Raw genomic sequence first — 11,815 nt, forward strand, 5'->3', positions numbered from 1 at the left:
ACTAACTGAACCCATTGAGATATCGGTGTACACATGCCACGGCAAGCGACCCATCACCGACGGCAAAGCCACAACGTTTGGTCGAACCTGACCTTACATCTCCTCCGGCCAAGATGCCGGGCCTTGTCGTTTCCAGATCACAAGGTGCACGGTCGAGCGGCCAGTGACCGCGAAGTCGCTCATCAGAAAAGAAGCTTGTCCCCGTCAAGACGAACCCTTTTTCATCAAGCAAGACGTCTTCCGGTAACCACTGGGTATGCGGACGCGCTCCGATGAATATGAACAGGCCGGAGCACTCAATGTCAGTGACCGTGCCGGTCGCATTATTCTGCACGCGAATCATTTCGACGCAATCATCTCCACATACTTCATCAACTTCAGTATTGCGATGGACTTCGATTCGCGGGTGATTTCCGATTCTATCGCAGAGATAAGCAGACATGCTCTTGGCCAGATCATCTCCCCGGATCAACAGGTGAACCTGCTCAGACGAATTCGCAAGGAACATCGCAGCTTGCCCCGCCGAGTTTCCTCCACCAACGACCACCGCGTGAGCATCAGCACACGCCCTCGATTCGACCGACGTCGCGGCATAGTAGACACCTGCTCCTTCAAACCTGGTACATCCTGGGATACCAAGTTGGCGATACGTTACGCCGCTGGTAACCAAGACACATCTAGCATGGATGACCTGTCCGCTTTCCAGTCGTAGACGATGTCCTTCTCCATCGTCAGACTCCAGGCCTGCCACAACTTCCGGAGCGATAAAAGTCGCACCAAACTTAAGTGCCTGTAGATAGCTACGACTGGCGAGTTCATTTCCCGAAATCCCGGAAGGGAAGCCGATAAAGTTTTCGATCTTGGAACTGCTCCCAGCTTGCCCCCCCGGTCCGACCTTATCAATGACAAGCACATCCAGGGCTTCGCTAGCCGCATAGACAGCGGCAGCAAGTCCGGCAGGTCCACCACCGACAATCGCTAAATCGAACGTTCTTCCTTCAACCGATTTGTCGATGCCTAAGCATCTCGCGAACTCCCACATCGAGGGATTCCCAATCGTGCGTCCGTTGCATCGTACGATAGGAAGTTCGAGAGAGTCCGCGTCAAGGACATGCCTCTGCTTCTGACCCTCGGACGACTCCAATTCGATGAAGGTGTGGGGCACGTGATTCTTATATAGAAACTCCCTCAGCCGCAAAGTGTTCGCATTATTGGATTTGCCGATCACTCTCACGCCTAAAAAAGGCAAGCCATCCAAGAGTTTTCTGCGAGACTGAAATGCCTCGAGCAGCAGTTCACTCATATGGGGACACGAAGCAAGCAGCCTACGCAGTTGCTGTGCGGGAAACGTATAAACGACTGAGTCCTCAGCGGCTCTGGCTGTGAAAACTGAAGACCTACCAGTCAGCATATCAACGTCGCCCGTGAAGGCTCTGGGGCCATGCGTCGCGATCAAGGTCTCGTGGTCCTCATCTATTTCGAGGATCTTCACGTTACCGCTTTCGATGACAAAGAATGGGTAATCCTTTTGACCAGCCGGAATAAGAACCGTTTCGGCCCTAACTTCCAGCCTTTGTCCCAAACGCTTCACCTCACGCATTTGCTCATCGTCGAGCGTGGGAAATGCCATTTCAACTGTCATCGATCATCTCGCAAGTAACATGGCCATCTATCGATCCATGGCGGCACGTCCCTTCACGAAGATCCACGCCGCACACGAGAACTAACAGCTTTTCATTCTCGCTGATTGGACCGATTTAGATGAAGCCATTTTCGAAGCAAATCTCATCTAAAGAGAGTTGACCAGGCTTGGGCCATGCGTCTTTGGTTCCTCTGCCAATGGCAACCATCGGTCCCATGACGTGGTCTTTGGGAAGTTTGATCAGCTCTGAAACTTTTTGGATATCAAAGCCAATCATGGGACACGACTCGTAACCCATACCCTTGGCGACAAGCATCAAGGTTTGCATCGCCATCCCGATTGAACGCTGGGCTTCATCCCGTTGAAGCCATTCCCGCCCTTCATGAAAGGGACCCATCCAATTCACGAGTAAATCGGCGACTTCCTGGGGTGCATTTCTCCAATACCGATGCGGCTCTTTCTCCCAAGCTTTCATATCTGCTGTAAACAATACGAGTAACGACGCGTCGGTCATTTGTGCCTGGTCATTTCCCCATTCAGTTCGGATCTTTGAACGCAACTGGGGATCCCGCAGAATGACGAATCGCCAATGCTGGATATTAAAACTCGTCGGGGATTGAATCGTAGCTTCGAGCAGTTTTCGTTCCTCATCCGAGGAAATCTCATGATCTGGGTCGAAGTGCTTGATGGCACGTCTTTGGTAGGCGGCGTCAATGACATTCATTTATTTGTCTCAAGTTGTTGAAGTAGAATCACTATTGAGAAAACGTGCACGACGGTACGGAAGTATCTATTAGATGCACGAGTGAGGTATCAAGTTGCTTGCGGATAGGCCAGAATCTGAAATAGAAGTGAGATCAGCCTACACACCGCAGCCACAACCAGTCGTCCATACGCGACCGTCGGCTGCCATAATGGGTGCATGTTCATGACTAGGTGGAGTCGTGTTCGAATTGTTGTAGCCCCCGTAGTGAGCGACTGGTGACCAATCAGGACTCACCGGCGGCAGGTCCGGTGAAAAATTCGCGTAGTTCCCTTTACCATAGACAACCTTGCCTCCGACAAGAGTTAGCACACTTTCCAGGCTACGTATTCGGTCAGGCTCAATGGAGAAATAGTCTTCGCTCAATACGGCCAAGTCGGCAAAACTACCTGGAGACAATGTCCCCTTATGCTCATCTTCTCCGCTGAACCAGGCACTTCCTTGTGTGTACAACCGAAGTGCCTCTTCTCGCGACAGACAATCTTCACTAGCTTGAAGCACTGTCCCACCGACTGTTTTCCCAGTCACTAGCCACCAGAGACACGTCCACGGATGATAGCTTGCTACACGCGTTCCGTCTGTGCCGGCACCAACAGGAAGGCCCATTTTCAGCATTTCACGAATCGGTGGATGTCGTTTGACTTCTTCCACGCCGTAACGACGAATGAAGTACTCTCCTTGGTACGCCATCCGATGTTGAATGGCGATGCCTCCGCCCATCCGTTTGATGCGATCGAGATTTCGGGATGTCACTGTTTCTGCATGATCAATAAACCAGCGTAGCCCATCGATTGGGTGCTCTTGGTGAACCCGCTCGAATATGTTCAAGAATCGGTCTATCGTCTCATCGTATGTTGCATGAATACGCCAAGGCCATTTTGCTTCAGCCAGTTTGAAAACAATCGCCTCAAGTTCCGATTCCATCACCGGCTTTAGATCGGGGCGCGGCTGCAAAAAGTTTTCAAAGTCGGCGGCACTCCAAACAAGGTTCTCCCCTGCCCCGTTGACGCGCAACATATCAGAGCCATCGCCTGGATGGGTCATATTAAGCCAGCGAAGGTAGTCGCTGAGTTCCTCACCCGGTTTCTGGGCGAAGAGACTATAGGCGATCCTCAACGTCAAGTGACCATCTTTCTCAAGTTGGTTGATCACATCATAGTCATTTGGATAATTCTGACCTCCACCACCTGCGTCGGCGACACTTGTCACACCAAACCGATTCAACTCCCTCATAAAGTGACGTGTTGAGTTAAGCTGATCTACCCGCGAAAGCTTTGGCGCGTTGGCAATTGTCGAGTAAAGAATCAACGCATTGGGTTCGGCGATGAGTAGTCCCATCGGCTTTCCTCGATGGTCACGAGCGAAAAGACCGCCAGGTGGGTTCTTCGTGTTTTCGTCGAGGCCGAGCGCACGTATCGCCGCCTTGTTCAGCATTGCTGAATCGTAAAGATGAAGTATGAATACCGGAGTATCCGGAGCCGCTTCATTAATCTCCTGAAAAGTTGGCATTCGACCTTCAGCAAACTGAAACTCGTTCCAGCCACCGATCACGCGAACCCATTGTGGAGGTGGCGTTCTTTGGGCTTGGTCCTTCAGTTGACGCATCGCTTCGGCAATCGTGGGAGTCCCATCCCAACGAAGTTCAAGATTTGCGAAGAGTCCAGCACGAATCACGTGTAAGTGGGAATCGTTTAGTCCAGGAATTACCCGGCGATTCTCAAGGTCGATGACCTCGGTCGACGCGATGGCACTTGCAAGGATCTCATCGTTACTTCCGATCGCCGCAACCCGCCCACTTTCAATCGACAACGCTGTCACTTCGAGTTTAGAAGGATCCTGAGTGGTGACGCGTCCACCGAAGAGAATCGTTTCGGGGGCCATGGTTTTCCTATTCCTTTATTTGGGAACTCATCGAACCCTTATGGAGTCGACAACTGTTTGTACCCAGATTGTCACCGAAGCGATAATCTGAGATTGCAGAAATATCTAGGCGTAGCCGTTTTGCAACTCGCGATGGTCTACCTGGAACTAAGAGCTAGGAACTTTCCTGGCAGGTGGGGCTTTATGCACCATGGTGTAGCAATACTCTATTCCAATGCCGTATGCACCACCGTGATCACGAAAGAGTTGCATTAGCGCGTTGTAATGTTCGCGGTTCGCCCAATCTCTTTGGAATTCGAGAACGGTCCCGATTGTCGTCATGCGGACCGCACCAGCCTGCACCATGCGTGAAAGAGCCGCGTCATGAGCTGCTTGAGAGGTTCCCCCGCATGCGTCCTCCACGACAAAGATGTTGTAGCCCTCTCCAATCATGTTCAGCGTCGGCCAAGTGACGCAGACCTCCGTCCACAGTCCTGACATGATTATGTTTTTCTTGCCTGTTGCCTTGATCGCTTCGCGGAAAGCGGGCGTATCCCAAGAATTCATGCCTGTGCGTTCAATCGGATCCTGATCGGGAAATACGTCGAGCAACTCCGGCCACATTGGGCCACTAAACGATTCCGTTTCGACCGTCGTCAAGATCGTAGGCACGCCAAATTCTTTTGCCCCTTTAGCGAGTAGCAGGACATTATTCACCAGAAGTTGCCGATCGATTCCACTTGCCACACCAAATGCCATCTGAGGCTGATGATCGATGAAGACTAAGGCGCAATTATCTTTGGTGAGCAACCCGCCATCGGTATTGGGAAGAACGCTTGCCATTGGAATTTCTCCATCGATTGTAAATGTGAAACACTAGGTGCACGGGAACACGGACCAAGCGACTTGGAAACCAGAGTGCCGCTATGTGAATGCCAGAAGTTTCTTCGCTGAGACGTGGCTAAACCACGGGCGACCTCCGTAGAACTATTCAATCGATAACAAGCCTATTGGTGGCAAATCGAAATCTTACGCCCAACTCTATGTGGACTACTCTCAACAACATGATGAAGACTTCTTAACATTCCGAACGATCGCATTTGGATGCCACGGCGACACGCCCTTCGCTTGAATCAGTGTTGCACGATTTAAAACTAATAACTTGCAATCCACACTGATTCTGCCCCGATACGAGGGCGTGTCGGCCGACCTCAAGGACGATTCGCGGTAGCATAATGGCGACCTGCGAACACTTAGTATTGAACGATCTTGCTCAAAATAAGTCCGACAGGAGTAGGTTCGTGGCCTTCTTTGTTTAGGCGCGCAATTTTTTGGATATCCCATAAGAAACGACAAAAAAGTTTTGATCGGGTTTAGCCATCTTGCAAAGACTTCGCAAACACCAAGCAAATTGCCCCGTGAATTTTCAAGTGCATGCCTGGGCTCCCAAGGGATACCATTGAAGAAAGTTCGCCAAGCTAATCAATGCGTGGCTGTTACTCTCTTCTACTGCAGTTCGTTTACTGCTAACCTAGTTCAGATGTTTCTTAAGAGGGGAATGAACGTAGTCAGTTTTGTTATTCCACAGCGACAAGAATACGAGTAGCTTTTAGCCCAGCGGTAACTTTCTCTGAAATGCTATGAGCGCGGTCCAAGTAGTCGCCAGAACTTGACCAACGTAATCGATTGTTACTCGGCCTCCGGCTGATGACGTTTCGTGCTCAAGCGTTCTCTACTTTGTCGATCTGGGTAGGCATCAAGCATGGTGTACGATAGCTTCGCCACGTGGGCACGAAGTCGCGAATGGCAGAATCGTTGCATGGTTTCCGAAGTCCGCGAAGTCTCGGGGACGCCAGTCTCTATATGTCGCGCACGAATTCGAGAGGCATTTGGCAGCCCCCCCACGCCTGACTTTCATATCCAGATGATAAGTCGTGGTTGGTCCAGGGCGGATATCGACCTGGGACAAGGCAAGTTTTCGGTCAAAGGAGCTCCTGGGCGATTTATCGTTACTCCCGCGAACCTACAGTCTGAGATCGAGGGAGATGGCGTCTTTGAACTGCTTAGCTTGAGTCTTCCAGCCGAAGAACTTTGCAAAGCAGCTGATATCACTTCAGTTCAACTGAAAGATGATCTGAACGGGATCTTTCGTGGTGATCGTCACGATACTTACCTGCATGGTCTTATCGAATCGGTTTGGATTGAGGCGAATAACGGCAGCCCCAATGGGCGACTCTATGTCGACGTCGCAGTCAGAGCGATCGTAAGTCGCCTGTTAGACCATTCTTCAATTCTGAAGCAAGCCGACAATCATATCCCGGCGTTGGATGTCGCCGCACTGCGACGAGTCACTGAGATTCTGAACGATCGATTTAACCAAAGTATCTCGCTTGATGAATTGGCCAACGCGGCAGGCGTGAGTTCCTTCTATTTTTCAAGGCTTTTCAAACACGCGATCGGTCACCCTCCCTACTTCTATCTAACAAAGATCCGAATCGAACGCTCGCAAGAGCTCATGCGAAGCGTTCCCGACTTGCCCTTGGCGAGTGTCGCATCGACTTGTGGATTTTCAGACCAGGCACACTTCAGTCGCCACTTTAAGAAGATCGTCGGTGTTCCTCCGGGCCGCTGGCGATCTGAGATCGCTTGACATCACTCAAATGCCCCAGATGCTCTCAACCCACCAAGATCGAACGATATGTGGAGCAAGATCGTTCAATACTCGAAGCCAGCGAATCTGATAACACTTCCCCACTTTCGCATTTCGTAGCTTCAATGGATTACCCACGAAGTGTTGGCTCGACTGTCCAGAGCAGTTGTCCAACACTTTTCTCGACCAAGTGAGGACATGATTCCACAAAGAGTGGGGCGCGATTCGATCATTCATTTACGGAAAGATGGAATTGCAATCAAAGTCAATTCATCGTTGGTGTGTTAGCAGCCTAGCTTTAAGCTTCCAATGTATCGAAATGGAATTCTGAGCATCGCTTTGCTTCTTGTCTCATGGACGACATCACTGTCTCAAGAGACCGAGAAAGCTAGCGGTCCTTTTCGATACAACGAAGACCGGTCATTCCTAGAAGCTGCTGACCAGCGTGAAGGCCAATGGTGGGTTCCGCTCAAGTATATTTCAACCACCAAGGGTTACATTACAACGGGAATGGAACTGCGTGCCAGATACGAAAAGCTTGAAAATGCAAACTGGGGTATGAATGCGGGTGATCGAGATGGCTATCTCTGGCTGAGGGCATTGCCAACATTCGACTGGCATCCCATGGAACGTACTCGCTTCTTCGGCGAATTCATTCTCGCACCTGCGGTCGATGTCGAGCCCATGCCTTCGCCTATTGATGAAGACATCTCCGACATCTTACAGGCATTCGTTGATATCGAATTAGGCAGCGAAGATGTATGGCGTTTCCGTCTCGGGCGGCAAATCACCGAATTTGGTTCGGGACGTCTCATCTCTACCCGCTACGGCACGAATGTACTTCGTTCATTCGATACCATCGAACTCCGAAAAATTCGCGACCAATCGCAAACCTTCATATTCTACGGACGTCCCGTCGAAGCGGAAATTGGAGCCTTCGACGACCAATGGAGCCGCACGCAACAGCTTTGGAGTCTTTACGCCACGATCGACCTAATTGAACGCACCGACGATGCCTCCAGGTCTGTTGGGCTCGATCTTTATTATATCGGTTCGGAGAACACGCAAGCCGTCTTTGACGAAGCAACCGGCAGAGAACTTCGCCATACGTTTGGTACCCGCCTATACGGCACATGGAATTCTTGGAGTTGGAATCCCGAGTTGTTCATCCAACTTGGTGAGTTTGGCGAGAAACGAATTGAGGCTTGGTCACTCGCGATGCAGATAGGCTATCAGATACATGATCTTGTCTTCGAGCCTGGATTCGACCTCAAGGTTGATTTCATTAGTGGCGACACCGATCCCAACGACGCCAAACTTGGAACCTTCAACCCTCTATATCCTAAGCTCAAGTATTTTGGCGAATCAGGAGTCATCGCTCCCTACAATTTGATAGACATTCATCCCTCTCTAAGCCTAGCTTTCTCGCCTCAGGTCAACTTGACCTTCGACGTCGACTTCCTCTGGCGATATAGTCGCGATGACGCATTGTATGGTGCTGGCGGTTCAATCCTTCGTCCCGGTTCCGCTGGTAGCAGTCGATATTTGACGACTCAGTATGAAGGAATTCTCGAAGTCGTATTCACCAATAACCTGGCAGGAACTGCCTCGTACACGCTGATGCCACCAGGCGCATTCGTCCAAGAAAGTGGTGAAGCGGAAACAATGCACTTCTTTGGCTGTGAATTGCTGTACATCTACTAAGCTCCGGCAACACTCTCGACATTTTGTGTTGACGCATCTTTCAGCAGAGCCTATTGGCTAGATCAATCCCGTGAGCGTACCCGTGCTGTCGGCGAAGCTTGCAGTCTCAACTCCCATGGCATTCGCGACGGAAACGAACATATTTGCTAGAGGAGTTTGCTTGAACTCTTCCCGGTTGGAAGCGAAGTCAGCACTTCCGTTTCCGTTCTCTTGTCGGTTTCGATCCGCGTTCTCATCAACCAGCGGTGCAAACGCTAGATGCTGGCCGTGTTTGAAACCAAAGTCTTTCCCGCCCATGAGTACGAGTGGTAGATCGTGACTGAAATGCGGACGCCGCCCGTGACCTCCTCCGTAAATAATGGTAGTGCGGTCGAGAAAAGTCCCCTCATTCTCCTCAGTATCCTTCAGCTTTCCCGCGAGTTTTGATAAGCCACCAATCCATTTGCGGTCCCATGTATCCATCTCTGGTAGGCTCTTCTCAGGATTCCTATTCCAATGCGAAGCTCCGTGGTACAGCCCCCCTCTTCCATCGGAACGAACGTGATGACCCGCGTTGTATCACTGACGAGAGCCAAGAAGACGAGTTCCAGCATCAAATCGAAGTCATAGCGATCGGTAGCCAACATCTTTTTGCCGGTGGCGGGATCGACTTGCCATCTTGGCGCATCCAGCCATTGGTCGTCACGCTGCATCTGCTGCTCGACACTACGGACGTTCGTCAGGTAGTCATCCAACTTCTGCCGATCCCTTTTGCCAAGCTTACGACCTACCTGCGAGGCTTCGTCACGCAGATTGTCCAGAATACTTTGATTGCGTGACTGCAAATGGCGGAATCGTGCCTTTGCCTCAGGAGTTGGTTCGACGAACAACTGTTCAAAGATCTTTCGTGGACTGGACTCGGTTGGTATTGGATTGCCACGCTGTCCATACGACATCGTTACGATACGTTCGTTGAGGGCGCCTACGCCTGACTTGCACGACAGATTTAAACTCTGAATTCGTGTTTCGCCGCTTAGATGGGGAGCAAGGTACTGGTCTAGCGACACGGAGGTATGAAACTTCACACCTCCTCCATTGCCGCAACCGGTAAGCAAGTTCGACAGCCCCCAATGGCCGGCGCTTTGCGGGGACCGGAAGTGCGCCAGGCCCGAAAACACCGTGAAATCACCGCGCAATTCTTTCAAAATCGCGAGGTTCTCCGGCATCACGTAGTCGCGTCCGACAGCAGCTGGATACCACTTGTAGGGATTCACGCCATTCGTGTGATACATTCCCACAAAGCGCTTCGCAGCGGATGCGGTCCACAATGTGTGCAACTCGCGTCAACTTCGTTTGGTTCGGCACACAGAAAACGCTCACCCGTGCTCAAAAAGACCAAGCGGCTGAGTCATTCGACGCCCAAGGAGAATTCTTGCGGGCCGAGAAGAAGCTACTTGATACGAAGAACCCTCGTTTTAAGGCGGTCAATTCCGTTCGCAATGCGATCCGGTCGGTCTGGTCGTCGATGAGTTTGCCATTTCCCGAGCCGGCGACCAGGTTGATTCGGCGTGACATGGTCCCCACCTTTCAAAACTGGATGGAAGAACAGCGGGAACGATTGCAGGAGACCGTTCAAGCCTTGGATGAAGACTACGCTGCGTTAAAAGATGCGGCCAGACAGCGCCTGGGTCGACTCTACAACGAAGCTGATTATCCGCATGCCCTGCGCGGCCTATTCGAGGTCAGCTGGGATTTTCCGAATGTTGAGGTGCCGCCATACCTCCGGCTCGTTGATCCGCAACTTTACGAGACCGAATGTGAAAGGGTTCAGGCTCGCTTCGACGAAGCAGTCGAAATGGCCGAGTCTGCGTTTATTGAAGAGCTTTCCGAGTTGGTCTCCCATTTAACAGACCGGCTCTCGGGAAGCCAAGACGGGCGTACGCGGATTTTTCGCGACTCCGCCATCGGTAACTTGAATGAGTTCTTCGAGCGATTTCGCTCCCTGAATATTCGCTCCAACGATCAGCTTGACGAGCTCGTGTCGGACTGTCAGCGGATCGTTCAAGGTGTTCAGCCACAAGCCCTGCGCGACAATGCGAATCTGCGCCAAAGTGTGAGCCGGGAATTGTCGAGCGTCCAGTCGGTACTCGATGAATTGTTAGTCGATCGCCCGCGACGGCGAATCATTCGGACTCTCAAGTGAGGTGAGTTATGCAACTCATGATTTCACCAAGCGGTGAGATTCGTTGTCTTTATGGCGAGACGATTGACCTACATTCGCTTGGAAAGCTGTCGATCTCGCGTGGCTCGTTTGTGGAGCCTAACGAAGAAGGCCTGTGGTTCGCTGATCTTTTGCCGGTTTGTGGACCGAAGCTGGGACCGTTTCGTAAACGCAGTGAGGCCTTAGACGTTGAAGTTACGTGGCTTCAGTTGCACTGGCTTTGTTGCACCGATTCCTAGCCGTTTTCTCCAATCAGCTTGTTTGTAGCCCTCTTTGGAAAATGTTCCGGAGAGGGCTTTTTTCGTTCTTGACCTTTCGAAAGTGTTTTTAATGCGTACTTCTGAACTTTACCGCTGTATCGCGGATGCAACGGGTGAAAGCATCGACACCATCCGACAACTCGGCTTTTCACTCATAGAGGAGTCCGAGACTGAATCGGATGACGAGGATGGTACCGGCCCCCACGTTGTCGATTGGGATCAGTTAGACCTCCAGCGAGCAGAGCAGCTCTATGGGAGCGACTGGCATGCGACGAAAGCTGTCTAGTTCACCCGTTACCTCAAATACGAGTCGAGGCCTTCGTGGGAGAGTGCATCGAGAGGTCGATCTTCTTCAGGTTCGCGGAGGCCAGCGACGCGGTCGACGCCAACATCGCAGTCATCCTCGCTGTTCGAGAATGCGAATTGTGGAACAGTGAGAAATCAGTTCTTTTTGAAATGGAGAGTGTATGGAATCCATCGTAGCCATCGGTTTTTGGGCGTTCGTTGCTTGGGCGTGCTACAAGGGTGGCAAGAGCCTCGGTAGTCGGAAAGGGTACCATTGACCTGCCCCCGCGAATGAAACCAGTCTTTAAGTTATAGTCTTCAAGGATTCTTCCAGGGGAAGGTGCTGGAGCGTAGCGGAAGCAGCTTCCCCTGGAAGAATGGCCTCCGGTGCCGGTGGGCGGTACCCCAGCGAACTGTGCGGGCGTACCGTGTTGTACTCGACTCGCCACCG

Annotated in this window: 12 protein-coding genes; 5 read left to right on the forward strand and 7 right to left on the reverse strand. The window is 51.5% G+C overall.

The genetic code is table 11. From position 1 onward, the window contains the following. Position 1: 1 nt before the first annotated feature. The 4 genes from C5Y83_RS27740 to C5Y83_RS27755 form a co-directional block, all read right to left on the reverse strand. Positions 2-1,642, reverse strand: coding sequence for an FAD-dependent oxidoreductase (locus tag C5Y83_RS27740; RefSeq protein ID WP_105333030.1), 1,641 nt, complete (start codon positions 1,640-1,642; stop codon positions 2-4). A gap of 115 nt (positions 1,643-1,757) precedes the next feature. After that, on the reverse strand, positions 1,758-2,366 hold the full coding sequence (locus tag C5Y83_RS27745; RefSeq protein WP_105333031.1) for a nitroreductase family protein: 609 nt from the start codon (positions 2,364-2,366) through the stop codon (positions 1,758-1,760). A gap of 138 nt (positions 2,367-2,504) precedes the next feature. After that, positions 2,505-4,286 carry an amidohydrolase gene (locus tag C5Y83_RS27750; protein WP_105333032.1) on the reverse strand — a complete coding sequence of 594 codons (1,782 nt, stop codon included), beginning with the start codon at positions 4,284-4,286 and terminating at the stop codon, positions 2,505-2,507. A 147-nt stretch (positions 4,287-4,433) separates the two neighbouring features. Continuing rightward, the gene (locus tag C5Y83_RS27755) at positions 4,434-5,108 is read right to left on the reverse strand and encodes a hydrolase (RefSeq protein WP_105333033.1); all 675 of its coding nucleotides are present in this window, start codon (positions 5,106-5,108) and stop codon (positions 4,434-4,436) included. Between the two features lie 976 nt (positions 5,109-6,084). On the opposite strand from C5Y83_RS27755, the gene C5Y83_RS27760 reads away from it, so the two are divergent. Further along, positions 6,085-6,915, forward strand: coding sequence for a helix-turn-helix domain-containing protein (locus C5Y83_RS27760; protein WP_158262561.1), 831 nt, complete (start codon positions 6,085-6,087; stop codon positions 6,913-6,915). Positions 6,916-7,224: 309 nt separating this feature from the next. Then, on the forward strand, positions 7,225-8,619 hold the full coding sequence (locus C5Y83_RS27765) for an alginate export family protein (protein ID WP_105333035.1): 1,395 nt from the start codon (positions 7,225-7,227) through the stop codon (positions 8,617-8,619). Positions 8,620-8,676: 57 nt separating this feature from the next. Here C5Y83_RS27765 and C5Y83_RS29235 read toward each other — a convergent pair whose 3' ends face one another. Both C5Y83_RS29235 and C5Y83_RS27775 read right to left on the reverse strand, forming a co-directional pair. Further along, the gene (locus tag C5Y83_RS29235) at positions 8,677-9,081 is read right to left on the reverse strand and encodes a hypothetical protein (protein WP_146117952.1); all 405 of its coding nucleotides are present in this window, start codon (positions 9,079-9,081) and stop codon (positions 8,677-8,679) included. Then, positions 9,024-9,890 (reverse strand): DUF1552 domain-containing protein, encoded by an 867-nt coding sequence (locus tag C5Y83_RS27775; RefSeq protein ID WP_105333037.1) that lies wholly within the window; start codon positions 9,888-9,890, stop codon positions 9,024-9,026. The genes C5Y83_RS29235 and C5Y83_RS27775 overlap by 58 nt, the downstream gene beginning before the upstream one ends. 35 nt (positions 9,891-9,925) lie before the next feature. Between C5Y83_RS27775 and C5Y83_RS27780 the strand changes: the two genes are divergently transcribed. The 3 genes from C5Y83_RS27780 (at position 9,926) to C5Y83_RS27790 (ending at position 11,365) form a co-directional block, all read left to right on the forward strand. Beyond that, positions 9,926-10,801, forward strand: a complete 876-nt coding sequence (locus C5Y83_RS27780) for a hypothetical protein (RefSeq protein WP_233207378.1) — start codon at positions 9,926-9,928, stop codon at positions 10,799-10,801. Between the two features lie 17 nt (positions 10,802-10,818). Further along, entirely contained in the window at positions 10,819-11,058 is a 240-nt protein-coding gene (locus C5Y83_RS27785; RefSeq protein ID WP_233207377.1) for a hypothetical protein, read from the forward strand. A 91-nt stretch (positions 11,059-11,149) separates the two neighbouring features. Continuing rightward, on the forward strand, positions 11,150-11,365 hold the full coding sequence (locus C5Y83_RS27790; RefSeq protein ID WP_105333025.1) for a hypothetical protein: 216 nt from the start codon (positions 11,150-11,152) through the stop codon (positions 11,363-11,365). A gap of 303 nt (positions 11,366-11,668) precedes the next feature. Here C5Y83_RS27790 and C5Y83_RS27795 read toward each other — a convergent pair. Continuing rightward, positions 11,669-11,815 (reverse strand): integrase core domain-containing protein (locus C5Y83_RS27795; RefSeq protein ID WP_146117953.1); only part of this gene is annotated, 147 nt, incomplete at its 5' end.

Origin of the sequence: Blastopirellula marina, from assembly GCF_002967765.1 — a bacterium.
Taxonomy (GTDB): Bacteria; Planctomycetota; Planctomycetia; order Pirellulales; family Pirellulaceae; genus Bremerella; species Bremerella marina_A.

Coding starts and splice junctions, on each gene's coding strand:
- C5Y83_RS27740 (WP_105333030.1), bottom strand. CDS start 1,642: ATGACAGTTGAAATGGCATTTCCCACGCTCGACGATGAGCAAATGCGT.
- C5Y83_RS27745 (WP_105333031.1), bottom strand. CDS start 2,366: ATGAATGTCATTGACGCCGCCTACCAAAGACGTGCCATCAAGCACTTC.
- C5Y83_RS27750 (WP_105333032.1), bottom strand. CDS start 4,286: ATGGCCCCCGAAACGATTCTCTTCGGTGGACGCGTCACCACTCAGGAT.
- C5Y83_RS27755 (WP_105333033.1), bottom strand. CDS start 5,108: ATGGCAAGCGTTCTTCCCAATACCGATGGCGGGTTGCTCACCAAAGAT.
- C5Y83_RS27760 (WP_158262561.1), top strand. CDS start 6,085: ATGGTTTCCGAAGTCCGCGAAGTCTCGGGGACGCCAGTCTCTATATGT.
- C5Y83_RS27765 (WP_105333035.1), top strand. CDS start 7,225: ATGTATCGAAATGGAATTCTGAGCATCGCTTTGCTTCTTGTCTCATGG.
- C5Y83_RS29235 (WP_146117952.1), bottom strand. CDS start 9,081: ATGGATACATGGGACCGCAAATGGATTGGTGGCTTATCAAAACTCGCG.
- C5Y83_RS27775 (WP_105333037.1), bottom strand. CDS start 9,890: ATGTATCACACGAATGGCGTGAATCCCTACAAGTGGTATCCAGCTGCT.
- C5Y83_RS27780 (WP_233207378.1), top strand. CDS start 9,926: ATGTGTGCAACTCGCGTCAACTTCGTTTGGTTCGGCACACAGAAAACG.
- C5Y83_RS27785 (WP_233207377.1), top strand. CDS start 10,819: ATGATTTCACCAAGCGGTGAGATTCGTTGTCTTTATGGCGAGACGATT.
- C5Y83_RS27790 (WP_105333025.1), top strand. CDS start 11,150: ATGCGTACTTCTGAACTTTACCGCTGTATCGCGGATGCAACGGGTGAA.